The sequence below is a fragment of the Streptomyces sp. NPDC046915 genome, from assembly GCF_040644935.1.
Classification (GTDB): Bacteria; Actinomycetota; Actinomycetes; order Streptomycetales; family Streptomycetaceae; genus Streptomyces.
Map to the genome: position 1 here is coordinate 1 of NZ_JBEYXB010000029.1, position 23076 is coordinate 23076.

Here is a 23076-nt window from a genome sequence, read left to right on the forward strand (position 1 = left end):
TCGCGGGGGGAGAGCTCGATCCATTCGTAGCCCAGCTCGGCCACCACGGCGGGGAGTTCGAGCAGGGGGATGTCGCGGATCATGTACGGGTCGAGGGCGATCTTCACGTCGAGTGCTCCTTGGTGGTGTCATCGGCTGTGGGATGCGAGGGGCCGCCGTAGTCGTCCCTGTTCCCGGAGTTGGGTCGTCGGGGGCTTCGCGGTGAGCCGACGATGGTGTCGATGTCGCGGCCACCGCGCCCGCGAGCGGGTCGGAGTCCGTCACGTCGGCGTCGACCACGTGCACGCGCTCGGAGCCGAAGCCCGCCACGGCCTCTTGCAGTGGCTCCGGACGGCGGCCGGGGACCGCCACGCGCGCTCCCCACTCGAGGAACGCACGTGCGGTCGCCCGGCCGATGCCGTTACCGGCTCCCGTGACGAGGACGATCCGCCCCTGGTAGGGACAGGCGGCCCAGGTGATCACGACGGCAGCGACTCCCGCAGGGCCGCGTCGGCCGCCTTGAGTACTTCGGCGGCCGCGGCGACGCCCTCGACCGGACCGAGTTCGGTGTCCTCGTGCTCGATGTTGACCATCATGTCCGGGTCGACTTCGTGGAGGGCGCGCAGGAACTCGGTCCAGTAGGCGACATCGTGCCCCTTGCCGAGGGCGACGAAGTCCCAGGCGGAGTTCTTGGGCCACTCGTTGGCCCATTCGTCGCCGCCGAGGTTGGTGCGCGGCTCGTCGGGGGACAGGCGCCGGAAGCTGTTGTCGAGCACCCCGTTGAGGACGGCGTGCTCGGGGTTGACGCGGACGTCCTTGGCGGCGGCGTGGAAGACGAGCTCGCCGAGGTGACGGACGACCGCGACCGGGTCCATCTGCTGCCAGAACAGGTGCGAGGCATCCAGCTCGACGCCCACGTGGGTCGCCCCGGTGAGGTCGATGAGCTTGTGCACGTCGGCGGAGTTGAACACGACGTTCTGCGGGTGCAGTTCGAGGGCGACCTTGACGTCGTGGTCACGGGCGAGCCGGTCGGTCTCGCGCCAGAAGTCCGCGACGATCTTCCATTGGTGATCCAGCACGTCCAGTGCCGCGGAGTTCCAGGCGTTGACGATCCAGTTCGGGCGGGTGGCGCCGGGCTCGCCGCCGGGCAGGCCCGACATCGTGACGACGCGGTGCTGTCCGAGCCGCTCGGCCAGGCGGATGGAGCGGCGGACGTCTTCGGCGTGCTTCTCGCCGATGGCGGGGTTCGGGTGCAACGGGTTGCCGTTGGCGTTGAGGCCGGCGATGGAGACGCCTGTGCCCTCGAAGAGGCCGAGGAAGTCGTCCCGTGCGGTGTCGCTGACGAGGATGTCGTCGAGCGTCGGCACGTGCATGGCCGGCAGGAAGCCGCCGGTGTTGATCTCGATGCCCGTCAGGCCCAGATCGGCGATGACCTTGATCGCCTCCGGCAGCGGCCGGTCGTGCAGGATCGCGTTGTAGAGGCCCAGCTTCATCGTGTGTTTCCTCAGTCCTTCTCTTCGGCGTCGAGGTGGGGAGAGCCGGGTCGGGTCACTGGATGGTGACGGCCTTGCCGCCGGCGTCGGCGGAGGCGACGACCGCGTCGAGGACGCGCAGGTTGTGCAGCCCGTCGGCGAGGGTGGGGCAGGGTGGCAGCCGGTCCAGGCCCGCGATCTGCTCCAGGAAGGCCCGGGCCTGCCAGACGAAGAACTCGTGCTGGCCGTGGCCGACGCTGGGGAAGTCCATCGGCAGGCCGCCGGCGATGTAGGGGTGGCCGGGGCCGACCACCACCCGTCGGTAGCCGTCCACGGGGTCGGAGGCCGTCGAGTCCGCGATGGTGAACTCCGCCGGACGCGACAGTTCGAAGGTCGCCGCGCCTCCCTTGGTGAAGACCTCGAAGCCCAGGGAGTTGGCCAGCCCACGGGCGATGCGTGAGACGGAGAAGGTGCCGACGGCGCCGGAAGCGAATATCGCGGTGAAGGTGGCGATGTCCTCGTTCTCGACGGGCTCACGCTGCTCGCTCACCTGTACATCGGCCGAGTGCCCGACCGCGGTGCCCAAGGGCACGGGCCGCTCGTGCACCTGGATGGACAGCACGGCCCCCTGCACGCTCTGCACCGGTCCGCAGAAGTACTCGCCGAGATCGATGAGATGGCTGCCGATGTCCGACAGCGCTCCGGAGCCGGGGCCGCCCCGGTAGCGCCAGCTCATGGGCGCGTCCGGGTTGTGGCCGTAGTCGCACCAGTAGTGCCCGTTGAAGTGCTGGGCCGGCCCGAGCGAGCCTTCGAGCACCTGCTGCCGAATGGCGTTGACGGCGGGGGAGCGGCGGAAGGTGAAGCCGGTGGCCGCCACCAGGCCGGTCCCTTCGGCCGCCGCCACCATGGCCTGGGCGTCGGCCACGCTCGGCGCGAGCGGCTTCTCGCACAGCACGTGCTTGCCCGCTCCCAGCAGGGCCTCGACGATCTCGCGGTGCAGGTGGTTGGCGACCACGACGCTGACGGCGTCGATGTCGTCGGCCTCGACGATGGCCTGCCAGTCCGTTTCGGCCCGCTCGTAGCCGTAGCGGCGGGCGGCCTCGCGGGCGAAGGGCTCGTGGGCGTCGGCGACGGCGACCAGGCGCACCTCGGGCAGTCCGGCGCCGTACAGAGTCGCGGCCTGCCGGTAGCCGTTGAGGTGGGCCCGGCCGGCCATTCCGGCTCCGATGACCGCTACCCCGATCGGCCTTGTGCTCATGGTGATTCCTCTCCGGCGCGCCGCCGCACCGTGACTAGGGGGACGTGGGACCGAGCGTCATGGGTCCCGGTTCCGGTACCGTCCCGGCACAGTCGGCCATTACCTCGTTTAAAACGCTTTAAGTGCTGGTACTATCGGCGGCGTCGCAGACAGATGTCAAGGGTGTTGCCGCAAATACGCGGGAGGTCGTGTGGACGAGCTCGGCTCCGTTGCCCCCATGGGCGCCAATGGTGCGATTCCGCGTCCCCGGCTGGAGGACGTCGCCGCGCGCGTCGGCCTGTCCACGGCGTCGGTGTCGCTGGTACTGCGTAACGCGCCCGGTCCCAGTGAACGCACCCGGCAGCGAGTCCTGAAGGCGGCCGCCGACCTCGGCTACCGTCCCGACCGCACCGCCAGCGCCCTGGCCAGCAGGCGCAGCCGGCTGCTCGGCGTCATGATCGACGTCCACAGTGCCTTCCAGGCCGAGTTGGTCGAGCACCTGCACACGGCCGCCGAGGAGGTCGGCTACGACCTCGTCCTGAGCACCCAGACCCGGACCCGTGACGAGAACACGGCAGTCGAGACGCTCCTGGCCTTCCGTTGTGAGGCGCTGATCCTCATCGGTCCGGTGGCTCCCGCCTCCGTCCTCGCCGAACTCGACCGCAAGGCTCCGGTCATCTCGCTGGGTCGCCGGATCACCGGGGCCGGTCTCGACGTCGTACGCAGCGCTGACGACGCCGGAGTCGGCCGGATCGTCGACCACCTGGTGGGTCTCGGTCACCGCGCGATCGCGTACGTCGACGGCGGGAAGGGTGTCATCGCCACCGACCGTCGCCGCGGATACCGGCGCGCCATGCGCCGCCATGGTCTCGACGCGCAGATCAGGATCCTCCACGGGGACGTCACCGAGGAGGCCGGGGACAAGGCCGGCCGGCATCTCCTCGGCGACGGCGAACTGCCGACCGCCGTCGTGACGTTCAACGACCGCAGCGCCGTCGGCCTGCTCACCGCCTTCCAGCGAGCCGGGGTCGACGTCCCCGGCGATGTCTCCGTCGTGGGTTATGACGACGACACCCTGTCCCGGCTGACCTGCTTCGATCTGACCACGGTCAGCCAGAACGCCGAGGAGCAGGCCCGTCAGGCCGTCCTGGCCGCTGTCGAACGCCTTGATCGGGGCCGCACCGAGCCCCGTGAGATCGTCCTCGCCCCCTCCCTCGTCGTTCGTGGAACCACGGCGCGGCCGCGCTGATCCCGTTTCGAACCGCCTTGCGTGAGCTGGTCGTGGTGCCCCGCCGCTCGCGGGGTGCGGCCGCGCGGGGCGGCAAACGCATGGCCGATACAGCTTTTCGCGAGTGAATAACGGCGTGGCGTCCATTTCTGACCAGAACCTTGACACCTTTCCGAAACAGAAGCATGCTCTGGCCATCACTTAAAGCGATTTAAAGGATCGCGGAACCCTTAACCGCCACTCAGTCCGGCGTCGCGCTGACGGGCGCCGCAATACCCCCGCGACGAGCCGTTCCACTCATCGCCGACACCGCTGTGCCCGATCGAGCGGAACACCCGGTGCCGCGAGCGTGCCGGTCCTCCCCGCGCATGCGTGCGAGCCGGTTCGCATCCACCACCACACCCCGAGACAGGCCAGGCTCCGATCACGCCCCGCCTGGCATCACACGAAGGAGCACCCCAGCACATGGAACGCACGCAAACCCGGCGGCCTTCCGGTCGTCGTCTCTCCAGAAGAGGCCTGACCGTGGTGAGCCTGCTCGCCATGGCGGCCACCGCGCTGACCGGGTGTGCCAGCGGCAAGTCCTCGGGCGGCGACGGGGGGCAGTCCACGGCGCCGGCCGGGGGCGGAGCGGCCGCCGCCAAGAGCAACGGCAAGAACTCCATCATCGTCATCGGTGGCAAGTCGGACGACCCGTTCTTCTCCGCGGTCAAGCGTGGTGTCGAGGACGCGACGAAGCTGGTGAAGGCGGGCGGCGGCAAGGTCACCTACCTGGGCCCGGCGAACTACGACAACCTCGGCCCCGACGTCGCGAAGCTGACGCAGACGGCCATATCGCAGAACCCGTCGGCGATCCTGGTGCCGGACTGGGTGCCCGGGAACCAGGACTCCGCGATCAAGCAGGCCATCGCCAAGGGCATCACGGTGTTCATCTACAACTCCGGTGGCGTCGAGGCGGCCAAGAAGGTCGGCGCGGTGAAGTACATCGGCTCGGACGACTACGAGGCGGGCAAGGCGGGCGGGGCCAAGTTCGCCGAAGAGGGCGCCAAGCACATCCTGTGCGTCAACACCGTGCCCGGCTCCGCCAACCAGGAGGCCCGCTGCAAGGGCATCAAGGACGGTGCCACGAGCAAGGGCTCCTCGTCCAAGCAACTCCCGCTGCCGTCCTCCAACTTCGGCAACCCGTCCGCCGTCACACAGGCGATCAAGGGCGCGCTGCTGAAGGACAGCAGCATCGACGCCGTGGTGACGATCGGTGTCGGGGACGCCGACAGCGCCGCCGCCGCGATCAAGCAGGCCGGCGTCGGAAGCAAGGTCAAGCTGGGAACCTTCGACCTCTCGCAGAGCCAGCTCGACCGGATCAAGGCCGGCAACCAGCTGTTCGCCATCGACCAGCAGCCCTACCTGCAAGGTTTCTACGTCGTCTCGGTCGCCAACCAGTACCTGTCCTACGGCGTGCTCCCGCCGCAGAACCCGCTGCTGACCGGGCCTCTCCTGGTCACCAAGGACAACGTCGACGCGGCGCTCACCGGCGCCAAGGCCGGCGTCCGCTGACCCACCCGACGGTGCCGGGTCCGGCCCGGACCCGGCACCCCCTCCCTGAGTCCTGCCTCGCGGCACATCCGGATCCACGAAGGTGACACCATCCCGATGACAACCTCACTTCCCGACACGACGGCCGGGACGAAGACAGCCGTCGTCCAGCCGAAGCAGTCCGAGAGCCGGCTGAGTCAGCTGTGGCACCGTCCCGAGGCCGGCGCGCTCATCGGAACCATCAGTGTCTTCGTCTTCTTCGCGATCTTCGGCGGGGAGAAGTTCCTCGCTCCCTCGGGCGCGGCGAGCTGGCTGAACATCGCCGCCGAGCTCGGCATCATCGCCATCCCGGTCGGCCTGTTGATGATCGCCGGTGAACTCGACGTGTCCGTCGGCTCGGTACTGGCCGGCAGTTCGATGACCCTGGCCATCGTCTCCGGGCACTGGGGCGCCCCGATGATCGTCGGCATCGTGTGCGCGCTCGGCCTGGGTCTGCTGACCGGGCTGCTCAACGGGATCATCGTCACCCGGACCAACGTCCATTCCCTGATCGTCACGCTCGCCACGCTGTCCGGCATGGCCGGTCTCACCCTGGGCCTCTCCCGCGTCACGACCGGCACCACCAGCGTCCCCATCAGTCCCGACCCGCTGTCCAAGTCGCTGTTCGGGCAGCTGATCGGCGGCCAGTTCGAGGTCGCGATCTTCTGGTGGATCGGGCTGGCGGTGCTGGTCGCGGTGATGCTCCAGGCGATGAAGTACGGCAACTGGATCTTCGCGATCGGCGGTGACAAGGAAAGCGCCCGCGCCACCGGCATCCCGGTCAACCGTGTCAAGATCGCTCTCTACATGGCGAGCGGGTTCGGTGCCGCCCTGGTCGGGGTGATCCAGACCATCCTCTACAACGGCGCGCAGGTCGCCAACGGCCAGTCGTTCGTCTTCAACTCCATCATCGCCGTGGTCATCGGCGGTGTGCTGCTCACCGGAGGCTACGGCTCGGTGTTCGGGGTGGTGCTGGGGACGCTGACGTTCGCGATCGTCAACCAGGGCATCTACTACACCGGCTGGAACTCCGACTGGGCCAGTCTGATCCTCGGCATCCTGATCCTGACCGCGGTGCTGATGAACAACACCTTCCGCCGCCTGGCCCTGTCCTACAAGCCCCGCACCGCGAAGAAGGCCTGACCATGACCACCCCTCTGCTCCGTCTGACCGACGTCAGCAAGTCCTTCCTCGGCACCCACGCGTTGCAGGACATCTCGCTCGAGGTGGAGGCCGGAAAGGTGTTGTGCCTGCTCGGCGACAACGGCGCCGGCAAGTCCACCCTGATCAAGATTCTCTCCGGGTTCCACAAGCCCACCACCGGCACCATCGAGGTCAACGGGAAGCCGGTCACCTTCGACAGTCCCCGCGACGCCAGTGCCGAGGGCATCGCCACCGTGCATCAGTTCGGCGGGACCTTTCCGCTGATGGGGGTCGGCCGCTGCTTCTTCGTCGGCGCCGAACCGACCAAGGGCTTCGGCCCGTTCAGGCTGTTCGACAAGAAGCTGGCCGGCGAGATCGCCGTACGCGAGATGCAGTCGCTGGGCATCACGCGGGTCACCGACGGCAACCGTCTGGTCGGCAGCCTGTCCGGTGGTGAGCGCCAGGCCCTGGCGATCGCGCGGGCCGTGTACTTCGGCGCCAACGTCCTCATCCTGGACGAGCCCACCGCCGCCCTCGGCGTGAAGGAGGCCTCCCACGTGCTGCGCATCATCATGCAGGCGCGTGCCAAGGGCGTCGCGGTCATCCTCGTCACCCACAACGTCCGGCACGCCATGATGGTCGGCGACCACTTCGCGGTCCTCATCCGCGGTCAGAAGGCCGATGACTTCCGCAACGGCGAACGCACCCGGGAAGAGATCACCGACCTGATGGCCGGCGGCGAGGCCATGGCCGACCTCGAAGCCGAACTCACCCAACTCCAGACGGACGCCACCGCCTGATCGTCCCACGGCCTCCCACGCCGAGAGCCGCCCAGGGCACCAGCCCTGGGCGGCTCTCGGCGTGCGCGACGGGCACCTGGCCCGATCACCCTCACGGTGAAACGGCGTCGGCCGTCTGCTTCCAGGAGCGGACGGCCGAGCGGTGTCGTTCTTTGTCAGCCGGCCTTCACGCGGTGCCGCCGTAGAAGGCGGGCCGGGGCTTCATGTCCGTCGCCACGATGCGGCCCGACTGCCGTGCCTCGACCGTGGCGTTGGAGATGACGGTCGCCGCGTAACCGTCCCAGGCGGACGGGCCCGTGGGCTCCTCGCCCGCCGCGATACCGGCGATCCATTCGCGGAACTCGGTGTCGAAGGCGTCCACGAAGCGGCCCACCCAGTCCATGAGGACCGCCGTACTGTGTTGCCCGGCGGTGCGCACGCCGACCGCCGCGGGGTCGGGCAGTCGGACGAGCCCCTCCTCGCCGACGGTCTCGCACTGGATGTCGTAGCCGTACTGGCAGTTGACGAAGACCTCAAGATCGATGCGGATGCCCTTCGCGGTCTCGAAGAGCATGATCTGCGGGTCCTTCAGGTGCGGATGCCGGCGGCTCGTGGAGCGCGGCAGGACCACCTGGGCGGATACGATCTCGTCGTCGAGGAGCCAGCGCAGGACGTCGATCTCGTGCACCGCCGAGTCGAGCGCGGCCATGTCGGTGTGGTACGACTCGGGCACGGTCGGGTTGCGGTGGGCGCAGTGCACCACCAGCGGCTCGCCGATCCGGCCGGAGTCGATGACCTGCTTCATCTGGCGGTAGCCCGGGTCGTAGCGGCGCATGAAGCCGACCTGGACGAGGCGCTGGCCGTGGGCGCGTTCGGCGTCGACGATGCGCAGGCAGTCCTCCGCGGTCGTCGCGAGGGGCTTCTCGCAGAACACCGGCTTCCCGGCCGTGACGGCGTCGAGGACGTGCTCGGCGTGGGTGGGGCCCCAGGAGGTGACGAGCACGGCGTCCACGTCGTCCGCCGAGATCAGCTCGGCCCCGGTCGAGAGTGCTCGGGCGCCCACCCGGGCGGCCGCCTCCTCCGCGCGGGCGGCGTCGATGTCGGTGACCGCGGTCACCCGGGCGCCGGTCACGGTCTCCGTGAGCCGGCGGATGTGTTCCTGACCGATCCAGCCGGCCCCGATCACTCCTACGCGCACCGTCATGAGTGTTCCTGTTCCTCGAAGAAGCGTCCCCGGACACTTAGTGCGCACTTAGAGCGCTTTAAAAGAGTGTTCCAAATCGAGTACGATGCCGCCAGGAAAATGACATGTCAATAGGTTGTCGCAGCGGGGATTCGGGCAGTCCCGCGGGTGTCAGCCTGTGGGCATGCCGATCTGCTCCCGTTCCACCGACGAGCCCGGCCGGCCGTTCGGTGAAGGTGTCCTCCGCCGCGTTGACCAGTTGCAGGCCGTCGCCGGTCAAGGCCAGCAGCGACGACCGGCGGTCCGACGGGTTCGGTTGCCGGACGAGCCATCCCTGTTTTCCAGACGGCCGATGCCTTCGCTGGTCGCTCCGATACCGATGGCGAACTCGGCGGCCAGGTCCGCCACGCGGGACGCGGGGTGGTCACGGAGGTGGCGCAGGAACTCGAACGGTGAGGTGGCGATGCCGTGCCGCTCCCGGAGGGCCTCGTTGAGGGCGTTGTACGGACGTGTCTCGCAGCGGACGAGGTCGTCGAAGAGGCCCGGAAGGCCGGCAGCGCGTGCATGAGCAGGGAACAGCGGGCCATGATCGACGCGATGGTGCGGCAGCCCAGGGCCCGAGGGGCCTCGGTCGGTCGAGGAGATCCGGGCCGGGTTCAGGGCGATGATGGCCGAAATGATCGTCCCGGACGGCATCCGCACCACGGACACGACGCTCGGTCCCCGCCCCGCGCTGCTCGTCGAGCCGACCGACGGGCCATGCGCAGGGACGATCCTGTACTTCCATGGCGGCGCCTACGTGTGCGGTTCACCCCGCACCGCGCTGTCGCTGACGGGCAATCTCGTGGCCAGGACCGGGTTCAGGGCCTTGTCCCTGGAATTTCCGCTCGCTCCCGAGCACCCGTTCCCGTCCGCCATCGAAGACACGCTGAGCGCCTACCGGGCACTGCTCGACAGCGGCGAAGACCCTTCGGCCATCGCGTTCGCGGGGGACTCCGCCGACGGTGGCCTCACCGTCACCACGTGCCTTGCCGTCCGCGACGCGGGCCTCCCGATGCCTGCGGCGATCGTGGCGTTCTCGCCCGGACTCGACGCCACCCGGACCGGAGAAAGCATGGACTCCAAGGCCGGCCTCGACCCGTTCTTCACGCGCGAGACCCTGGGGTACACGGGGGCCATGTACCTCGCGGGGCAGGACCCGCCCCAACCCATGCTCAGCCCGGCCGTCCTCGCCGACCCGACCGGCCTCCCGCCGATGCTCCTTCAGGCGGGCACCAACGAGTTGCTCCTTGACGACTCCACGCGCATGGCCGCACGCGCGAGAGCCGCCGGAGTCGACGTCGTCCTCGACATCACCGCCGACGTACCCCACGTGTTCCAGTCGTTCGCCGGCGTCCTCGACGAGGCCGACGACGCACTGGACCGCGCGGCCCTCTTCCTCACCCAGCACGTCCGCACCCCGGCGATGCAAGAAAACCCCTAGGCGTCGACGATGCCCGCGTCGTGAGCGAGAAGCCCGGCCTGGGTGCGGTTGACGCAGCCCAGTTTGTCCAGCATCCGTGAGACGTAGCCCTTGATCGTGGCCTCGGAGAGGTACAGCCGTGCCGCGATCTGGGCGTTGGACAGGCCCTCGCCGAGACCGGCCAGCACCTGGAGCTCCCGCTCGGTCAGTGAGCCGGTCAGTTCGCGGGCGCGGTCACGGGCCGAGAGGCTGTCCGTGGAGGCGGCGATGAGCCGGCGGGCGGCGGAGGGCGACAGGACGGTGTGCCCGTGGGAGGCGGTCCGTACGAGATGGATGAGCTCCTCCGGCGGGGTGGACTTCACCAGGAAGCCGGTCGCCCCGGCGCGCAGCGCCCGCAGCACGTACTGGTCGGCGTCGAAGGTGGTCAGCACCACGATGTGCGGGGGGTCGGCGAGCTCGTTGATGCGCTCGATGGCGGTCAGCCCGTCCATGCCGGGCATGCGCAGATCCATCAGGATGACGTCCGGGCGGCTGCGCCGGACCGCCTCGATACCGGCCGCGCCGTCGTGCGCCTCGCCGACGACCTCGATGTCCGGGGCGGAGCCGAGAATGGTGCGCAGGAACCCGCACACCATGGGCTCGTCGTCCACCACCACTACCCGAGCCACGCTCATACCTCCGTCTGTGCGGTCGGGACGAACGCGGGCAGCGTCGCCTCGAGGCTGAACCCGCCGTCCGAACAGGGTCCGGCACGCAGCGTGCCGTGCACCACCTCGATGCGCTGCCGCAGGTGCGCGATGCCCAGACCGGATCCGGTGGCGGCGAGGGCGCTGCGGTGCCGGCCGGCCGGGGGAGTGTTGCGGACGGTCAGCCGCACGTGTGCGGTGTCGTACTCCACCCGCACCCGCACGCGGGCGCCGGGAGCGTGCTTGCGTACGTTGGTCAGCGCCTCGCGCAGCACGCGGTAGGCGGTGCGCCCGACCACCGGTGAGGCCAGCGCCGGGTCGCCTTCCTCGATCAGCTCGGTCGGTATGCCCACGGCCACGGACTCGGCGACCAGGTCGGCGAAGCCCGCCACCGAGGGGGTCTGGTCGCCCTGCGGCGCAGTGCGCAGAATGCCGACTAGGTCCCGCAGTTCCTCCAGCGCCTGGCAGCCCGCGCTGCGGAGTTCCTCGGCCGCCTGCCGGGTCGCCGCATCCGGTGCCGTCACCTTCAGGGCACCGGCCTGGAGCACCATCAGGCTCACCCGGTGGGTGACCACGTCGTGCATCTCACCGGCGAGCCGGGCGCGTTCTTCGGCGCGGGCCTGCTCGGCCAGCAGATGACGCTCCCGTTCCGCGCGCTCGGCGCGCTCGACCAGGGCATGCACCAGCCTGCGGCGGGCATCGAAGTACAGCGCCAGCAACGGCCCGACCCCGGTACGCAGCAGCCCGACCATCACGTTCGTGACGGACGGATCCCAGGGCCGCATGACGACGAGGGTGAACGCGGCGAGCGCGAGGTACGCCGTCCGGCGGCTTCGCCGGTAGAACAGCGGGCCGTAGGCGGCCAGCATGGTGGACAGTGGCGCCCATACGTTGCCCGGGTGGGCCGGCTTCAGTACACCCGCCGGTGAGATGAGCAGGGTCACCGCCAGCGTGAACGCGCCGAGCACGCCGACGACGGTCAGCGGGGCGATGCGGCGGAGGGCGAGCGAGGCGCAGGCGAGCGCCTGCACGCCCAGCATGACCCAGGCGAGCGTGCCCGGGTGGCCGGGCCACCAGGTGGCGCCGGTCAGTGTCGTGCCGGTGTCGAGCAGCACGAAGGCGGCCGCGACCGTCACGTCCACGGCGAGCCGGTGCCGGCGGTGCCACGGTCCGTCACACGCCCCCCGGTCGTCGCTCATGACGCTTACCGTAGGGCATCCGTCTCACGGCCCCGCCCCGGCCGGCAGGACCGCATACCTCCGCCTCGCGCGGCCCCTACGAAAGTCGTATGCCGAGCCTCGTGAGCAAGCCTTCGTCGGGTGAGGAACCAACCGCTCGCCCTGCCGCGCGGCGCGGGCGCCGCCTGGAATGGGGGCATGGATGCGACAGGCAACACCGCCATGACGACTCCCCGGCTCGGTCGCTACACGATCGACGCGGACAACTCGTCCATCTCGTTCAAGAGCAGACACGTTTTCGGCCTTCTGCCGGTGCGCGGCTCCTTCTCGGTCCACGGTGGCACCATCGAGGTGGCCGAGCCGCTTTCGGCCTCGCGTGTGCTCGCGGAGGTCGACGCGGCGAGTTTCCGCACCGGCCACGCCCAACGGGACACCGCCGTACGGTCGGTGAAGTTCCTCGACACCGACCGGTACCCGCTGATCACCTTCGCCTCCGACCGGGTGGACGCCACCAGGACCACGGTCTCGGGCACGCTGACCGTCTGCGGAGCCTTCCGGCCGGCACGCCTTTCGATCGCGCGCTGCGAGGTGCTCGCGGATGCCTTCACCGTCCACGCCACCACACAGGTCGACCGCACCGAGTTCGGTGTGACCGCCGCTCGTGGCATGGCCGGTCGCCATCTCGATCTGACATTGGAGATCCGTTGCGTCCGCACCTGACACCGAGGGGCGCGTACCGAGCGTCGGGAGGCGGCCATGACTGACGCGGTGGTGGTGGAAGGCCTGCACAAGCGGTACGGCACCGTACCGGCGGTGCGCGGGGTGAGCTTCACCGTCGAGCACGGGGAGATCTTCGCGCTGCTCGGCCGCAACGGGGCGGGCAAGACCACCACCATGGAGATCCTGGAGGGGTTCCGGGGCCGCGACTCCGGCCGGGTCGACGTGCTCGGTCTGGACCCGGGAGAGAAGGCCACCGAGCGCACCCTGCGCGAGCGGATCGGGCTGGTGCTCCAGGACATCGCGGTCGAGCCCTATCTCACCGTCCGCGAGACGATCGCCCGCAACGCGGGCTACTACCCCGCGCCCCGCGACATCGACGAGGTGATCGGCCTGGTCGATCTCGCCGGGCTGGAGAAGAAGAAGGTCCGGACGCTCTCCGGCGGCCAGAAGCGCCGCCTGGATCTCGCCCTCGGCCTGATCGGCAACCCCAGTCTGCTCTTCCTCGACGAGCCGACGACCGGATTCGACCCGAACGCCCGCCGGGGCGCCTGGCAGGTGATACGGGACCTGCGCGACGCGGGAACCACCATCCTGCTCACCACCCACTCCATGGAGGAGGCGCAGGAACTGGCCGACCGGCTGGCGGTGATCGCCGACGGACGGATCGTGGCCGAGGGGACCCCCGCGACCCTGGGCGGACGCGACAGCGCACGGGCCCTGATCCGCTTCGCGCTGCCGCCCGCAACGACCGTAGCCGATCTGCCCGTTGCCGCCACGCCCTGCCAGGACCAGGACGGCCTGGTCACCGTCGAGTCCGCGGAACCGACGGTGACGCTGCACCGGCTCACCGACTGGGCGCTGCGCCGCAACACCGTGCTCGCCGGGCTGAGGATCGACCGGCCGAGCCTGGAGGACGTCTACCTGCGCCTGACCGACCACCACCACGACGCGCCGAAGCACACGCCGGACAGGAGCACACCGTGAGCCTCACCGCTCCCCGCACCGCGGCCGGGCGGCCGTCGAACCGTGGCCTGCGCCTGCTGTGCCATCAGATCCGCTACGAGCAGCTGTCGTTCTGGCGCAATCCGCAGAGCGCGTTCTTCACGTTCGTGTTCCCGGTCGTGGTCATGACGATCTTCGGCGGGCTGTTCGGCGACATCGGCAAGAGCGAGTTCTACTACGGGCGATCCGCTCTCCAGTACTACGTGTCCACGATCGCCGCGGTGTCCGTGCTGGGCTCCTGCTACAGCCAGTTGGCGATCGTGCTCGCGACGCGACGGCAGAGCGGAATACTGAAGCGGGTCCGGGCCACCCCCCTGTCCGCCTCCGCGTACTTCGTGGGTCTGCTGGCGCACTGCATCCTCGTGAGCGTCGCCGACGTCCTGCTCATCGCGGCGGTCGGCAGGCTCTACGGCGTCCCGCTGCCCGCCGCCTCGCAGTGGCCCGCGCTCGCGGTCTCCGTGGTGCTCGGCGCGGCCGCCTTCTGCACCCTCGCCGTCGCGGTGGCCTCACTGATCCGCAACGCGGAGGCGGCGCCTTCGGTCGTGCAACTCGTGCTGTTCCCGCTCGTGTTCATCTCCGGCACCTACATGCCGATCCACTCCGCCGCGCTGAACGACATCGCCGGCGCGCTGCCCGTGAAACCGTTCAACGACGCCCTGCTCCGCGCCTTCACGACACACCACGCCGGTCTGCCCTGGCAGGACTACGGCGTCCTGCTGCTGTGGGGGGCGGCCGGCGCCGCGGTGGCCGTCCGACGGTTCCGCTGGGCCCCACGTGCCGAGTGAGGGGTCATGCTTCGTCAGAGGGTGGGGAGAAGGCCGCCGTCGGCCGAGACGGTGCGAGCACCGCGACAGCCCCGGCCTCATGCTCGCCCTCCTCGGGCACGAGGCCATGCGTCGCCTGAGGGACGCCCACACCGCCAACGGCCTCACGCCACGGCAGTTCCACATCCTCGGGCTGCTCCACGATCGTGGCCCGCTGGCCCAGACCGACCTGGCCGCCGAGACGGACACCGCGGCCAGCGTGCTCGTCACGCAGCTCAACCCCCTGGAGGCCGACGGGCTGGTGACGCGCACGCTTGATCCCCGTGATCGGCGCCGTCACCTGGTGGTGCTGACCGAAACGGGCCGGCAGCGGCTGCGCACCGCGGCAGCCGCCCAGCAGGAAGTCGAGGACGAGCTCTTCCGCTCGCTGAACGACTCCCAGCGCTCGCGGCTGACACAGCTCCTCGTCCTGGTGCGAGACGACCTGACCGACGGCAACGAGCGCTGCGGCACCCCGACTTCCCTCGACAGGAAGACGTCGTGACTTGGTGGTCACCCGGGCTGTGGCGTCGGATGAGGATTACGCGCGGGGCTTCTCCGGGCGCGCTTTGTCCGTCATGAGCCAGTCATGGACCGCCGCGGTGGTCGCCGCCGCCGCTGTGACTATGCGCGGTGCACGGTGACGCCGCCGAGGAGGCCCCAGGCGTCGATGCGGACCGTCGGGCCGCCCGGCTCGCTCGGACCGTCGTCCTTCACGCCGCCCAGGCGCAGCCCGTGGACCTCCACCCGGACCTCGGGGCGGACCTTGAGGCTGACGCCGCCGATCAGGCTCAGCTTGGTGATGCGCAGTTCGGCGCCGTCGGGGATGTCGATGTCCGTGAGGTCGACGTCGGCGCCGCCGATGAGGGACGCGGTGAGGGTCCGCTCATGGAGCGTGGCTCCGTCCAGGCGGTGCCCCCCGAGGAGGCTGACCTTGACATCGGTCTTCTGCGGGTTGTCCCCGTCGCTCTTCGTCATGGGAGGGACCGTACAGGCGGAGGCACTTGGTCCCGCAGTGTCCGCCGTCCAGTGCTGCGCATGACAAGTGTCATGGTTGTGGGCGACGATCTTGCCAGCCCATGGCCAGGATTTTGTTCGGAACAGAAACATTACACATACACTCACTTGCGCCTCCCACGCGCACCGGCACGGCGCACATACGTGCCAATGGAAGACCGCAAGGACAATCATGAACAACAGGCGCAGGCAGCAATTGCTTCAGTCCGTCGCGCCCCTGCTCGCCGAGGGCGAGCAGGTCGAACTCACCTCTCTGGCCAAGGTCGGCTCCGTCTCCGTGAAGCGCCGGGTGATGACCACCGCGCTGGTCGGCGTCCTCACCGCGGGCACGGTCATCGCCACGGTGCAGCCGCGTCCCATGTACTGGGCGCTCACCGACCGGCGTCTGCTGTTCTTCGACGCGAAGACCACGACGGGCCGACCGGGCAAGCTGCTCATCGCCCTGCCGCGCGAGTTGATGTCCGCCGCCCCGGTGAGCAAGGCGTTGCTCGGCCTGGGAGTGCAGACGGTACTCACCGTCGAGGGGCAGGAGCAGGGCCTGAAGCTCACCTTCCCGCCCGCCTACAAGGCCGCAGGCCGGGACCTCGCCTCGCGCGTCGCCGTCGCGGCCTGAGCCGCCGTCCGCAACGGCCATGTCCCGACGGTCCGTGTCCGGAAGGTTGACACCGCCTCGAAGGTCGCTGACCATGTGAAGACTGTGGGAGCGCTCCCATGTCGGGTGCGCTCCCCGCGTACCGGCTCCCCCCACCGCACACGCACGCCTGCTCCGCGCACCCCCGTCGTCCCCCACGTCCAGGTCGTGCGGCACCGCCCGCCCGGGCGGCCAGGCCCCTTGCCGCGTGGCCGCAGGGAAGGTGATCATGCGCATGACTTCGAGAGCCGTGCTCGCGGCCGTGGTCCTGCTGATGGCCGGAGCCGGCCCGACGGCCGTGCCCGCCGTGGCGACCGCCTCACCGGTCGCGGCGCCGCGGGCCGCCGCGGCCGGTGACGGCCCCGCGCTCAGCGTCGACGCCACCACCGGCCGCCGCGCCATCGATCCGCACATCTACGGCATGAACTTCGCCGACGAGCCCCTGGCCGCCGAGCTGCGGCTGCCGGTCCGCCGGTGGGGCGGCAACGCCACGACCCGCTACAACTACAAGCTCGACGCCTACAACGCGGGCGCCGACTGGTACTTCGAGAACCTGTACTACAACAACGACACCTCGAAGCTGCCGGACGGCTCGGAAGCCGACAAGTTCGTCGAGCAGAACCGCCGCACCGGCACCGACACCGTCATGACCGTGCCGATGGCCGGCTGGACGACCGCGGCCCGCAACAGCGCCTGCGGCTTCGGCATCGCCAAGTACGGAGCCCAGCAGGGCAGCGACGCCCAGTGGCGGCCCGACTGCGGCAACGGCGTGAAGACCGACGGCACGAAGGTGAGCGGCAACGACCCGGCCGACACCAGCACCGCCATAGGCGCCGACTTCACCAAGGGCTGGGTGCAGTACCTGGACAAGACCTACGGCGCCGCGAACGACGGCGGGGTGCGGTTCTACAACCTCGACAACGAGCCCGACCTGTGGTGGAGCACCCATCGGGACGTGCACCCGACCGGACCCGGCTACGACGAGATCCGCGACACGACGTACGCCACCGCGGCCGCCGTCAAGGACGCCGACCCGGCCGCGCAGACCCTCGGCCCGGTCGGCTGGGGCTTCAACTCCCTGATCTACTCGGGCCTCGACCAGAAGACCTGCAACGAGCAGGGCGGCGACTGCTGGTCCAACCCGCCGGACCGGGCCGCCCACGGCGGAGTCCAGTTCGCCCCCTGGTACCTCCAGCAGATGAAGGCGTACGAGCAGACCCGCGGCCGCCGCATCCTCGACTACTTCGACGAGCACATCTACCCGCAGCAGTCCGGGGTGTTCGGCGGCAGCGACGACGCCGCGACCCAGGCGCTGCGGCTGCGCTCCACCCGGCAGCTGTGGGACCCGACGTACGTGGACGAGAGCTGGATCAACCAGGCCGTCCAGTTCATCCCGCGGATGCGCTCCCTCGTCGACGCCGATTACCCCGGCACCAAGCTCGCCATCACCGAGTACAACTGGGGTGCCCTGGACAAGATCGACGGTGGGCTCGCCCAGGCCGACGTCCTCGGTATCTTCGGGCGGGAGGGCCTGGACCTGGCCACCCTGTGGGACCCGCCCAAGTCCACCGACCCCGGGGCCTTCGCCTTCCGGATGTACCGGAACTACGACGGCAACGGCGGCTCCTTCGGCGACACCTCGGTGCACGCGGCCAGCGCCGACCAGGACAAGCTCGCCGTCTACGCGGCGGAACGCGGCTCCGACCACGCGCTGACGATGATCGTCGTGAACAAGACCACCGGCGACCTCACCGCGCCCGTGTCGGTGACCGGCCGTACCGCACCGGCCTCGGCCGCACAGGTCTACCGCTACGGGCAGGACGACACCACCGCGATCAAGCACCTGGCCGACCAGCCGGTGTCCGGCGGCGCCTTCACCGCCACCTTCCCCGCGTACTCCATCACCGAGTACGTGCTGCCCGCCGGGTCCTCCACGGCCACACCGCCCTCCGCCCCCGGCACCCCGACCGCCACGTCCGCAGGCTCGGACCGGGCGACGCTGAGCTGGACGGCCTCCACCGCCGGTTCCTCCCCGGTGGCGAGCTACCAGGTGTACTCCGGCGACCCGGCCACGACCGCACCGGTCGCCACGGTCGACGCACCGGCCACCTCGGCCACCGTCACCGGCCTGTCGCCGTCCACCACCTACACCTTCCGGGTCGTGGCCAAGGACACCGCCGGCCGCAGTTCCCCGCCGTCGTCCCCGCTGCGGGTGACGACGGCGGCCGCCCCGGCCTCCGCCTGCACGGTCGACTACAAGGTGATCAACGACTGGGGCACCGGCTTCACCGCCGCCGTCACGATCACCAACAAGGGCACCGCTCTCGACGGCTGGCAGCTCGGCTTCACCTTCACCGGCAACCAGAAGGTCACCCAGGGCTGGAACGGCACCTGGAGCCAGAGCGGCACCGCGGTGACCGTCAAGGACGCCGGCTGGAACGCCGCCCTGGGCACGGGTGCCTCCGTCGGCGTCGGCTTCAACGGCGCCTACACGGGCACGAACGCCGTACCCAAGGGCTTCACCCTCAACGGCAAGTCGTGCACGGCCCCCGGCACCGCGGCGGCGGCACGCGTCACGGCGGCGGTCGGACATGCGCCCGGCAGGCACGCCGTGCGCTGACGGTCCGGTCGTGCCGTCGCACTACGCCTCGCCCGAGTGCTCCTGACGTTCCGGAGACATGGCCGTGAGTGTGAGCAGTGCGCCTTCGGCACCGCCGAGCGGGATCCGCTGGGTCGTGCGTGCGCCACCGATCGCGAGCCAGGGGTTCTCGTCGGTGCCCGGGTGGAGCACGAACTCGGGGAAGTCGCTGCTGTGGAGGTGCAGGCGCAGCCGATGGCCGGGGCGGAGCCGGTATCCGACGTGTCCGAGGGACAGCGTCAGGCGCCGGCCCGGCGTGTCGATGTGCACGCGGCCGTGGGCGACGAGTTCGGCCTCGCCGTCCGGGTGGACGTCCAGCAGCTTGGCGAAGAGATCGGTGGAGGGCCCGGTCGTGGAGAGTGTCAGCTGAAGGGAGACCGGGCCTGCCAGGTCGAGCGGAGCCTCGGTCGGTTCGGCGTCGAAGACCAGGACGTCGTCGCGCTTGGACCAGTCGTGCAGACGCGGGTTGGTATGCAGGTAGGCGAAGGCGTTGGGGGCGGCCGAGGGCACCGGGTCCCCGGGGTCGTGGATCCAGCTCGCCGTGCCGGTGCCCTCGGGCGGGGCCGGGCTGAGCAGACCGGGGGTGTTCCCGTCGGGGGCTTCTGTCCCGGCGGCCAGATGCAGGGTGAGCGCCCGGCTGCCGGCCGGCGGCCAGACCGTCCCCGTACGGAAGTCGCCCTCCTCCCCGTGGACGAGGTACCAGCGCACGCGCGGCAGGTCGGCGGCACTGCCTCGGTGCCGCAGGAAGACGTCGAAGAAGTCCAGGGCGGGGTCGAGGTAGCCGGGCAGGAGAGCGCGGAACGCCTCCTGGTGGAACGCGTGGTCGCGCGACCCGTCGTCGTACGGTGCGCCCGACAGGTGGTAGTTCTCGTGGTCGATCGCGTCGATCAGCAGGTACTGCTGGTTCGCCCAGTCGGAGCGGCGAGCGAGTTCCTCGATGTCCCGCCAGTGCCAGGGGGCGCAGTTGTCGTACCAGCCGACGGTGTGCAGGACGGGGACGGCGCGGTGGTCGAAGGGGTGCCCCTCCGGCCAGCGGCGCAGCCGGACCTCCTGGGGGAAGGCCACGTCGAAGGAGGGTGAGCGGCGCCCGAGGGTCCGGAAGAACTCCTCGAACGGGGCTATCAGCGGGCGGCGGCCGGGGTCCGGCTCCCATTCGTAGGTGTCGGGGCCCACGTAGTGCGTGGCCATGTAGCCCAGGTGGATGCCCATTTCGACGTCCCGCGTGCCGTCGGCGTTGTCGACGACCTGGCCGAGTTCGGTGCCGGTCACGCGGGGCGCGATGGCGCGCAGCGCGCGGTGCCCGCCCGCCACGGCGGCCCACTGGGTGTAGCCGTAGTACGAGTCACCCCACATGCCGATGATCCCGTCGGACCAGGACTGATGGGTGATCCACTCGATGGTGTCGTAGCCGTCGTGGACCTCGTTGACGAACAGCAGGGTCTCGCCCTCGGAGCGGAACTTGCCCCGCACGTCCTGGACGGCGACGCGGTAGCCGCGCCGGGTCAGGTACCGGGCGATGAGCGGCATCGAGGCGTACGTCCCCGACTTGTCGTACGGCAGCCGGACCAGGATGGTCGGGCCGGGCTCGTCGACCGCGTCGCCGTCGGGGAGGTAGACGTCGGTGGCCAGGCGGACGCCGTCCCGCATCCGGACCCGGAACGGCAGGGCGGAGGGGTCGACGGGTGCGGGCGTGACGGTCTCGAAAGGCACGTTCACGGGGCAGCCTCACATGCTGTCGTGGGGTGGAGTCGCGGGCGGGCAGCCCGACGGATTCGCACACAGTGGCACCGCTGTATTAGATTTTCAATACCGACAAACAAAAGCCGGGCATCAGGAGTCCGATCGTCGTGGTGTGCGATGCTTCAGCCCGTCTGATGCTCGGATCACGGATCACCAGGGAGGCACATCAGTCATGGGGCGCCCGAGTCTGGCCGCCGAGCGGCGGCAGCAGGTGCTGGAGGCGGCGAGCCGATGCCTGGCCAGGAACGGGCTGGCCGGCGCGACGCTGGAGAAGATCGCCGAGGAGTCCGGGCTGAGCCGCAGTCATGTCCGGCACTACGTCGGCAACCGGGACGACCTGCTGCTCGCGCTCGTGGAATGGGTGCAGGAACGCGATGACCGGGCCTTCGCCGCCGCCGTGGAGCAGGCGCCGCCCGAGCACCGCCTCGGGGTTGCGATGGACCATCTGTTCGGGCCCTGGTTCTTGGGTGCGGGCGACGAGAGCGCGGTGATCCTGGAGCTCATCAGGGCAGGTCAGAGCGATGAGAAACTTCGTGAGGCCATGATGTCCGGCTACCGGTTGATGCTGGGTGCGATCGATTCCGGGCTGGCTGCCGAGTTCCCGGACAGTGTGCCCAGCGCGCGGCGCGGCACGGCGTACGGCCTGCTGTGTCTGGCGCTCGGCAACGCCGTGATCTCCGACCTGGATCGACCGCTCGGGTCGGGCGGGCTGATCCGCGTGGCGGGCGAGGCGCTGGTGGCGCAACTGGGTGCCGTCACGTCGGGTGGGGCGTCCCGGGGCTGACGCGGGGGAGTGGGGCGAGGAAACCTCGTCGTTACTTTGTCTTCATTGACAAGGTATTCGAGCCCTGTCACTGTCAGGGAACCGCGAAGAGCGGGACGGGCCCTGTGTCGGCCTTCCCCGGCCTCATGCCGCACCGCACCCTTCCCTGGGAGGCTTTTGTGTCCCCGAAGCACCGCGCATCCCGCTTGCCCCTCCTGGCCGCCGTCCCCCTGCTGGGGCTCACGGCATGCACCGGCGCACAGTCGGCCGGCTCCCAGGGGAGCGCCTCTTCCGGCGCCTCACCCATCGTGGACGTGACCACGGCGGCCGCCAAGGGCGACATCGGCACCCTCCACTGGGACCTGCCCACCGGGGAGCCCGCAAGCCTGGACTACGCGCACGCCGGGGACTACAGCTCCAACCTGATGGTCGCCAACCTCTGCGACACGCTCGTGCGGATGAAGGCCGACCTCTCCTACGCCCCCGGCCTGGCGACCTCCTGGAGCAACCCGAACCCCACCACCCTGGTCTACACGATCCGCAAGGGGGTGAAGTTCTGGGACGGTTCGCCCCTCACCGCCACCGACGTGGCCTACAGCCTGAACCGCAACCTCGACCAGAAGGTCGCCTCCAACAACTTCCCCAACTTCGTGAACGTCACTTCCATCAAGGCCACGGGCCCGCTCGAGGTGACGGTCAGGTTCAAACAGCCGGACGAGCTGTTCAACAAGGAGATGGCGGCCACCTCCGGCGTCATCGCCAAGGCCGACTTCATCAAGGAGAAGGGCGCCTCCTACGGCAAGGGCGCGAACGGCGTCATGTGCACCGGCCCGTTCAAGCTCGCCGACTGGAAGGCCAACACCAGCATCCGGCTCGTGCGCAACGACGCCTACTGGGACAAGGCCTTCCGTGCCCGCGCGGCCACGGTCACCGTCTCCTTCGTCGCCGACACCACCAACCTGACCCTCGGCCTGAAGTCCGGCCAGCTCGACGGCGCCTTCGGTGTGCCGGCCGCCGCCATCCCCGCCCTGACGAACACACCGACCGGCGCCATCCACCGGGGCTCCGGACTCGGCTCGTACCAACTGGCCCCCAACGGCACGCCCGCGGGCAAGGACGAACACATACGCCTGGCCCTGCTCAAGGTCATCGACCGCGAAGCCCTCGCCACCGCCGTCTTCCACAACAGCGCCACACCGCTCTACACCTTCATCCCGCCGTCGGGATGGGACGCGAAGGCCAGACAGACCTTCCGGAGCGCGTACGACGAGCTCGCCAAGCCCGGTCCCGGCGGTGATCCGGACGCGGCCAGGAAGGAACTCGCGAAAAGCCCCCTCAAGAACTCCACCGTGACCATCGGCGTCCAGGCCGGGGACGCCACGGAGGTGACCACCGTGACCCTGATCCAGGAGCAGGCGCGCAAGATCGGGCTCAAGGTGCAGATCAAGCAGATGCAGCCGCTCCAGTTCAGCACGGCCTTCTACGACCCGAAGGCACGGGCCGGGATCGACTTCCTGCTCACCAAGGGTTTCCTCAGCGTCGCCGACCCGCTGGACTACCTCGCCCTCGGCCCGGTGCCGGACGGCCAGTTCAACTGGATCGGCTGGAACGACGCCAGAACCGCCGATCTGATCGGCACGGCCCGGAAGACGACGGACGCCACCGAGCGCGCCGAGTACATCGTCCAGGCACAGGCCCGGTACGAGGCAGTCGCCTGGTCCGTCCCGCTGCTGAGCATCAACGAGGTCACCTACCTCAACAAGCGCGTCACCGGCGCCCCGCTCACCACCGCCGAGATCTTCCAGCCTTCCCTCGCCGTCATCGGCTCGGCCAACTGAAGGGG

At 69.8% G+C, this 23076-nt stretch carries 21 protein-coding genes and 2 pseudogenes; 13 read left to right on the forward strand and 10 right to left on the reverse strand.

What is annotated here, in order from left to right; all coding sequences use genetic code 11:
- The 4 genes and pseudogenes from ABZ915_RS42900 to ABZ915_RS42915 all read right to left on the reverse strand — a co-directional run.
- Nucleotides 1-107, reverse strand: a pseudogene (locus tag ABZ915_RS42900) (sugar phosphate isomerase/epimerase); the annotation flags it as partial.
- A gap of 133 nt (nucleotides 108-240) precedes the next feature.
- Nucleotides 241-462 (reverse strand): annotated as a pseudogene (locus ABZ915_RS42905) (SDR family NAD(P)-dependent oxidoreductase); the annotation flags it as partial.
- Complete coding sequence (locus ABZ915_RS42910) at nucleotides 459-1472, reverse strand: sugar phosphate isomerase/epimerase (RefSeq protein WP_361815000.1); 1014 nt, start codon at nucleotides 1470-1472, stop codon at nucleotides 459-461. The pseudogene ABZ915_RS42905 and the gene ABZ915_RS42910, both read right to left, overlap by 4 nt.
- 55 nt (nucleotides 1473-1527) lie before the next feature.
- Nucleotides 1528-2709 carry a Gfo/Idh/MocA family oxidoreductase gene (locus tag ABZ915_RS42915; protein WP_361815003.1) on the reverse strand — a complete coding sequence of 394 codons (1182 nt, stop codon included), beginning with the start codon at nucleotides 2707-2709 and terminating at the stop codon, nucleotides 1528-1530.
- A gap of 217 nt (nucleotides 2710-2926) precedes the next feature.
- Between ABZ915_RS42915 and ABZ915_RS42920 the strand changes: the two genes are divergently transcribed.
- From ABZ915_RS42920 to ABZ915_RS42935, 4 genes are all read left to right on the forward strand, one after another.
- Complete coding sequence (locus ABZ915_RS42920) at nucleotides 2927-3937, forward strand: LacI family DNA-binding transcriptional regulator (protein WP_361815233.1); 1011 nt, start codon at nucleotides 2927-2929, stop codon at nucleotides 3935-3937.
- 444 nt (nucleotides 3938-4381) lie between these two features.
- Nucleotides 4382-5470: a sugar ABC transporter substrate-binding protein gene (locus ABZ915_RS42925; protein WP_361815006.1), complete on the forward strand. Its 1089-nt coding sequence runs from the start codon at nucleotides 4382-4384 to the stop codon at nucleotides 5468-5470.
- Nucleotides 5471-5566: 96 nt separating this feature from the next.
- The gene (locus tag ABZ915_RS42930; protein WP_361815009.1) at nucleotides 5567-6631 is read left to right on the forward strand and encodes an ABC transporter permease; all 1065 of its coding nucleotides are present in this window, start codon (nucleotides 5567-5569) and stop codon (nucleotides 6629-6631) included.
- Nucleotides 6632-6633: 2 nt separating this feature from the next.
- Nucleotides 6634-7431: an ATP-binding cassette domain-containing protein gene (locus tag ABZ915_RS42935; RefSeq protein WP_361815012.1), complete on the forward strand. Its 798-nt coding sequence runs from the start codon at nucleotides 6634-6636 to the stop codon at nucleotides 7429-7431.
- 166 nt (nucleotides 7432-7597) lie between these two features.
- On the opposite strand, the gene ABZ915_RS42940 is transcribed toward ABZ915_RS42935, so the two are convergent.
- Nucleotides 7598-8614, reverse strand: a complete 1017-nt coding sequence (locus ABZ915_RS42940) for a Gfo/Idh/MocA family oxidoreductase (protein WP_361815015.1) — start codon at nucleotides 8612-8614, stop codon at nucleotides 7598-7600.
- Between the two features lie 255 nt (nucleotides 8615-8869).
- Nucleotides 8870-9298, reverse strand: a complete 429-nt coding sequence (locus ABZ915_RS42945) for a hypothetical protein (RefSeq protein WP_361815018.1) — start codon at nucleotides 9296-9298, stop codon at nucleotides 8870-8872.
- On the opposite strand from ABZ915_RS42945, the gene ABZ915_RS42950 reads away from it, so the two are divergent.
- Nucleotides 9270-10076 (forward strand): alpha/beta hydrolase, encoded by an 807-nt coding sequence (locus tag ABZ915_RS42950; RefSeq protein WP_361815021.1) that lies wholly within the window; start codon nucleotides 9270-9272, stop codon nucleotides 10074-10076. The two genes, ABZ915_RS42945 and ABZ915_RS42950, sit on opposite strands and share 29 nt — an antisense overlap.
- Here ABZ915_RS42950 and ABZ915_RS42955 read toward each other — a convergent pair.
- Nucleotides 10073-10729, reverse strand: coding sequence for a response regulator transcription factor (locus tag ABZ915_RS42955; RefSeq protein WP_361815024.1), 657 nt, complete (start codon nucleotides 10727-10729; stop codon nucleotides 10073-10075). The two genes, ABZ915_RS42950 and ABZ915_RS42955, sit on opposite strands and share 4 nt — an antisense overlap.
- Nucleotides 10726-11940 (reverse strand): histidine kinase, encoded by a 1215-nt coding sequence (locus ABZ915_RS42960; protein ID WP_361815027.1) that lies wholly within the window; start codon nucleotides 11938-11940, stop codon nucleotides 10726-10728. Before ABZ915_RS42960 ends, ABZ915_RS42955 begins: the two co-directional genes overlap by 4 nt.
- A gap of 177 nt (nucleotides 11941-12117) precedes the next feature.
- Here ABZ915_RS42960 and ABZ915_RS42965 point away from each other — a divergent pair, with 177 nt between their 5' ends.
- The 4 genes from ABZ915_RS42965 to ABZ915_RS42980 all read left to right on the forward strand — a co-directional run bounded on the left by ABZ915_RS42965 (nucleotide 12118) and on the right by ABZ915_RS42980 (nucleotide 14949).
- On the forward strand, nucleotides 12118-12639 hold the full coding sequence (locus tag ABZ915_RS42965; RefSeq protein ID WP_361815030.1) for a YceI family protein: 522 nt from the start codon (nucleotides 12118-12120) through the stop codon (nucleotides 12637-12639).
- A gap of 36 nt (nucleotides 12640-12675) precedes the next feature.
- Entirely contained in the window at nucleotides 12676-13623 is a 948-nt protein-coding gene (locus ABZ915_RS42970; RefSeq protein WP_361815033.1) for an ABC transporter ATP-binding protein, read from the forward strand.
- Nucleotides 13620-14426 carry an ABC transporter permease gene (locus ABZ915_RS42975; protein ID WP_361815036.1) on the forward strand — a complete coding sequence of 269 codons (807 nt, stop codon included), beginning with the start codon at nucleotides 13620-13622 and terminating at the stop codon, nucleotides 14424-14426. Before ABZ915_RS42970 ends, ABZ915_RS42975 begins: the two co-directional genes overlap by 4 nt.
- Before the next feature lie 79 nt (nucleotides 14427-14505).
- Complete coding sequence (locus ABZ915_RS42980) at nucleotides 14506-14949, forward strand: MarR family transcriptional regulator (RefSeq protein WP_361815039.1); 444 nt, start codon at nucleotides 14506-14508, stop codon at nucleotides 14947-14949.
- A gap of 119 nt (nucleotides 14950-15068) precedes the next feature.
- Here the strand turns inward: ABZ915_RS42980 and ABZ915_RS42985 are convergent, their stop codons facing one another.
- Nucleotides 15069-15422: a hypothetical protein gene (locus tag ABZ915_RS42985; protein WP_361815042.1), complete on the reverse strand. Its 354-nt coding sequence runs from the start codon at nucleotides 15420-15422 to the stop codon at nucleotides 15069-15071.
- A gap of 211 nt (nucleotides 15423-15633) precedes the next feature.
- On the opposite strand from ABZ915_RS42985, the gene ABZ915_RS42990 reads away from it, so the two are divergent.
- Together ABZ915_RS42990 and ABZ915_RS42995 are read left to right on the forward strand one after the other, a co-directional pair.
- A complete protein-coding gene (locus ABZ915_RS42990) occupies nucleotides 15634-16074 on the forward strand; it encodes a hypothetical protein (RefSeq protein WP_361815045.1) in 441 nt (146 codons plus the stop codon).
- 253 nt (nucleotides 16075-16327) lie between these two features.
- On the forward strand, nucleotides 16328-18712 hold the full coding sequence (locus ABZ915_RS42995; protein WP_361815048.1) for a glycoside hydrolase family 44 protein: 2385 nt from the start codon (nucleotides 16328-16330) through the stop codon (nucleotides 18710-18712).
- A 21-nt stretch (nucleotides 18713-18733) separates the two neighbouring features.
- Here ABZ915_RS42995 and ABZ915_RS43000 read toward each other — a convergent pair whose 3' ends face one another.
- The gene (locus ABZ915_RS43000; protein ID WP_361815051.1) at nucleotides 18734-20446 is read right to left on the reverse strand and encodes a CocE/NonD family hydrolase; all 1713 of its coding nucleotides are present in this window, start codon (nucleotides 20444-20446) and stop codon (nucleotides 18734-18736) included.
- 196 nt (nucleotides 20447-20642) lie between these two features.
- Here ABZ915_RS43000 and ABZ915_RS43005 point away from each other — a divergent pair, with 196 nt between their 5' ends.
- Nucleotides 20643-21254 carry a helix-turn-helix domain-containing protein gene (locus ABZ915_RS43005; protein ID WP_361815054.1) on the forward strand — a complete coding sequence of 204 codons (612 nt, stop codon included), beginning with the start codon at nucleotides 20643-20645 and terminating at the stop codon, nucleotides 21252-21254.
- A gap of 293 nt (nucleotides 21255-21547) precedes the next feature.
- Nucleotides 21548-23071 (forward strand): ABC transporter substrate-binding protein, encoded by a 1524-nt coding sequence (locus tag ABZ915_RS43010; RefSeq protein ID WP_361815057.1) that lies wholly within the window; start codon nucleotides 21548-21550, stop codon nucleotides 23069-23071.
- The last annotated feature ends 5 nt before the right edge of the window (nucleotides 23072-23076 follow it).

Bases quoted from the DNA above. Each gene is read 5' to 3' on its own strand.
- ABZ915_RS42910 (WP_361815000.1), bottom strand. From the start codon at position 1,472: ATGAAGCTGGGCCTCTACAACGCGATCCTGCACGACCGGCCGCTGCCG.
- ABZ915_RS42915 (WP_361815003.1), bottom strand. From the start codon at position 2,709: ATGAGCACAAGGCCGATCGGGGTAGCGGTCATCGGAGCCGGAATGGCC.
- ABZ915_RS42920 (WP_361815233.1), top strand. From the start codon at position 2,927: ATGGGCGCCAATGGTGCGATTCCGCGTCCCCGGCTGGAGGACGTCGCC.
- ABZ915_RS42925 (WP_361815006.1), top strand. From the start codon at position 4,382: ATGGAACGCACGCAAACCCGGCGGCCTTCCGGTCGTCGTCTCTCCAGA.
- ABZ915_RS42930 (WP_361815009.1), top strand. From the start codon at position 5,567: ATGACAACCTCACTTCCCGACACGACGGCCGGGACGAAGACAGCCGTC.
- ABZ915_RS42935 (WP_361815012.1), top strand. From the start codon at position 6,634: ATGACCACCCCTCTGCTCCGTCTGACCGACGTCAGCAAGTCCTTCCTC.
- ABZ915_RS42940 (WP_361815015.1), bottom strand. From the start codon at position 8,614: ATGACGGTGCGCGTAGGAGTGATCGGGGCCGGCTGGATCGGTCAGGAA.
- ABZ915_RS42950 (WP_361815021.1), top strand. From the start codon at position 9,270: ATGATCGTCCCGGACGGCATCCGCACCACGGACACGACGCTCGGTCCC.
- ABZ915_RS42955 (WP_361815024.1), bottom strand. From the start codon at position 10,729: ATGAGCGTGGCTCGGGTAGTGGTGGTGGACGACGAGCCCATGGTGTGC.
- ABZ915_RS42960 (WP_361815027.1), bottom strand. From the start codon at position 11,940: ATGAGCGACGACCGGGGGGCGTGTGACGGACCGTGGCACCGCCGGCAC.
- ABZ915_RS42965 (WP_361815030.1), top strand. From the start codon at position 12,118: ATGGATGCGACAGGCAACACCGCCATGACGACTCCCCGGCTCGGTCGC.
- ABZ915_RS42970 (WP_361815033.1), top strand. From the start codon at position 12,676: ATGACTGACGCGGTGGTGGTGGAAGGCCTGCACAAGCGGTACGGCACC.
- ABZ915_RS42980 (WP_361815039.1), top strand. From the start codon at position 14,506: ATGCTCGCCCTCCTCGGGCACGAGGCCATGCGTCGCCTGAGGGACGCC.
- ABZ915_RS42985 (WP_361815042.1), bottom strand. From the start codon at position 15,422: ATGACGAAGAGCGACGGGGACAACCCGCAGAAGACCGATGTCAAGGTC.
- ABZ915_RS42990 (WP_361815045.1), top strand. From the start codon at position 15,634: ATGAACAACAGGCGCAGGCAGCAATTGCTTCAGTCCGTCGCGCCCCTG.
- ABZ915_RS42995 (WP_361815048.1), top strand. From the start codon at position 16,328: ATGACTTCGAGAGCCGTGCTCGCGGCCGTGGTCCTGCTGATGGCCGGA.
- ABZ915_RS43005 (WP_361815054.1), top strand. From the start codon at position 20,643: ATGGGGCGCCCGAGTCTGGCCGCCGAGCGGCGGCAGCAGGTGCTGGAG.